Annotated in this window: 2 protein-coding genes; one reads left to right on the forward strand and one right to left on the reverse strand. The window is 52.2% G+C overall.

The features are described 5' to 3' along the window. Positions 1-1,846: S9 family peptidase (locus tag OB13_RS16310; protein ID WP_461491241.1), on the forward strand; the 1,846-nt coding region annotated here is incomplete at its 5' end. Positions 1,847-2,161: 315 nt separating this feature from the next. Here the strand turns inward: OB13_RS16310 and OB13_RS16315 are convergent. Beyond that, a complete protein-coding gene (locus tag OB13_RS16315; protein ID WP_461491242.1) occupies positions 2,162-2,845 on the reverse strand; it encodes a hypothetical protein in 684 nt (227 codons plus the stop codon). Positions 2,846-2,901: the final 56 nt, after the last annotated feature.

Here is a 2,901-nt window from a genome sequence, read left to right on the forward strand (position 1 = left end):
GGTGGTCTATGTAAGGGGAGGGGAGCATGGCTCTATTTGGCAGGAGGGTGATCCGGTGAATGTGTTGTCTGAACCGCAGGCGCCGAGGGTTAAAATCTGGGCCGTTCCCTTTGGAGGAGGTGATCCCCGCGAGATAGCCGAAGGAGATGAACCGCTTATTTCGCCTGACAGTAAGCGCGTCGTTTACATTAAGAACGGGCAGGCCTGGCTGGCTCACCTGGACGGCGCCGTACCTGCTCAGAATATTTTCACGGCGCGTGGCAACACAAGCTCTATGGAGTGGTCGCCGGACGGGTCGCGTTTGGTGTTCGTCTCCAACCGGGGAGCACATTCTTTTATCGGCATCTATACCGACACCGCTACATCTATTACCTGGATGGCACCCTCATTTGCCCGAGATCTGTCGCCTCGCTGGTCACCGGATGGCTCCAGGATCGTGTTTGTGCGCACACAGGGTACCGGAGGCGCACCGGCTCCTTACCTGGAAAGGCAACACAGGCCCTGGTCTATCTGGACCGCTGATGTAAATACAGGCCAGGCCACGGAACTATGGAAAGCACCTGCCACACTGCCGGGTTCTATACCTGCCTCACAAGGCCGTTTTAACCTGCACTGGGCTGCGCATGACCGGATCGTTTTCCTTTCTTACCAGGATGGCTGGCCACACCTGTATTCTATACTTGCTACCGGCGGCAAACCCCTGCTGCTCACACCGGGCAAGTTTATGGCAGAGCACATCAGTCTGAGCCCCGACCGCCAATGGCTGTTATTCAGTGCCAATACCGGCCCGGATGAACTGGATATCGACAGAAGACACGTGGCGCGGGTGCCGGTTCATAAAGCGGCCATGGAAGTGCTGACGCCTGGCAAAGGCTTGGAGTGGACACCGGTGGTGACGGGTGACGGACAGACCATCGCAATGGTGAGTGCGACAGCCCAGCGCCCTCCTCTTCCTGCTGTTATGAAGTTCCACAAAGGCAAAGTAAAACTCCTCGGAGAGGATCTTATCCCAAAAGATTATCCGCAGCGGCGCCTGGTTACGCCCAAGCAGGTAAAGTATACCGCACCGGATGGGCTTACAGTCCATGCCCAGTTGTTTGAGCCGCAGGGTGGAGGGAGTGGTAAAAAACCGGCGATTGTGTACATACACGGCGGGCCTTCCCGGCAGATGATGCTGGGCTGGCACTATTCTGAATATTATGCCAATGTTTATGCGCTCAACCAGTACCTGGCCAGCCTGGGGTTTGCCGTACTGTCGGTGAATTACAGGTTAGGGATAGGGTATGGGTATGACTTTCAGCACCCGGCAGCTGCAGGGGATGCCGGTGCCTCCGAGTACAAGGACATAAAAGCAGCAGCTACCTGGTTGGCAAAGCAGCCGGAGATCGACGCCTCCCGCATCGGGGTATACGGCGGCTCCTATGGCGGCTATCTGACGGCACTGGCGCTGGGTCGCGATTCTGACCTTTTTGCTGCTGGCGTCGACATTCATGGCATGAGCGATCTGAGCGACGGAGGCATCAGCAGGTTGGTGGCCCCCAACCGCTACGAGCGTGCTCCTGATGCCGATTCGGCTGCTAAAGTCATGTGGGAATCCTCGCCGGCGGCCTATGTCAGCACCTGGAAGTCGCCTGTTCTGCTCATACACGGAGATGATGACCGCAACGTGGAGTTCAGGGAAAGTATAGACATGGTACGGCGACTGGAAACTGCCGGCGTAGCGTACGAAACCCTAGTGATCGTAGATGATACCCACCACTGGATGAAGTATAGCAATGCGATCCGGATCAATGCGGCCACGGCTGAGTTCCTGAAAAGGAAGCTGTCGGGCACTAAAAGCCAGTAGCCGGCAGACAGCCACACCTTCTTAACAAGTGGAGAAGAGGTATATACTTTTTACTGAATTTTCGTATAGGTATATATGGAAATCGTGATTATAGCTTCAGTTCTGGCATTATATGCTGTTGGCTACCTGGTATACTACATGTATGGCAAGGACAAACCCCGTAAAAGGAAGCAAAAGTTTTATGACCACTTATGGCCCTGATGTAAAGGTGTAAGCACCAGGCTTCCTAAAACAGAACACGCCGCTCCTTCAGGCTAAAGGAGCGGCGTGTTCTGTTTTAGGCTATACCTGTTTCCGGTATAGAGCATTTAGCTGCTAGACGTGTGCTTTCTTTTGGAGTGCAGCAACCTGCTCATTGAGTTCTGCCACCAGGTTCATTTCTGTCTGCAGTTCTCGTTTGATTTTGAGCTCTCTTTCCCGGGCATTCTTTTTGTACTCATTGTACTCCTGGTCAATCGCATCAAATTCTTTTTTCTTCTCATCGGTCACCCTTTTGCTGCTCTTATACTGCGTAAAGATGATTCCCAGCACAATGAGCAGGAGGGCGATAATAGAAGTATTGATGATCACGTATACCTGCTTGTGGATGCCAAGACCCAGTACGGAGATATTGTTGACCTCATCCTCGCTCTGCTGCACGGCTGCATCCTTTTTGGCATTGTCCTGCTTAAGGGCTTCCAGCTGTTTGGCCTGCTCTCCGATGGTGGCGCGGGCCTCTGCCAGATCCTGTTTTGTCGCATTCAGATCTTTGATTTGCTTCTGCTCTGTTTCCTTGATCGTAGCCTGTACACTCTGCCAGAATGAGTTTAGAAGTCCAACATTCACCACTTTATACTCTCTGTTGCCTTCCATGTAGGAATTGGACTTGCTCTTCAGGTTGTTGAACTGGCCTGACAGCGAATTGGCAGCCTGATTTTCCTCTTTAGCTGTTCCTTGTGCCTGAACTACTGGTGCTGTCAAAACCAGCACAAACAATAAGGGGAGAAAGAATGCTTTCATGTCGATTTAATAAAGATAAAAATTTGTGTTGCGGTAAATATAGAAATAATATTTTT

It is taken from the genome of Pontibacter sp. HJ8, from assembly GCF_054824225.1.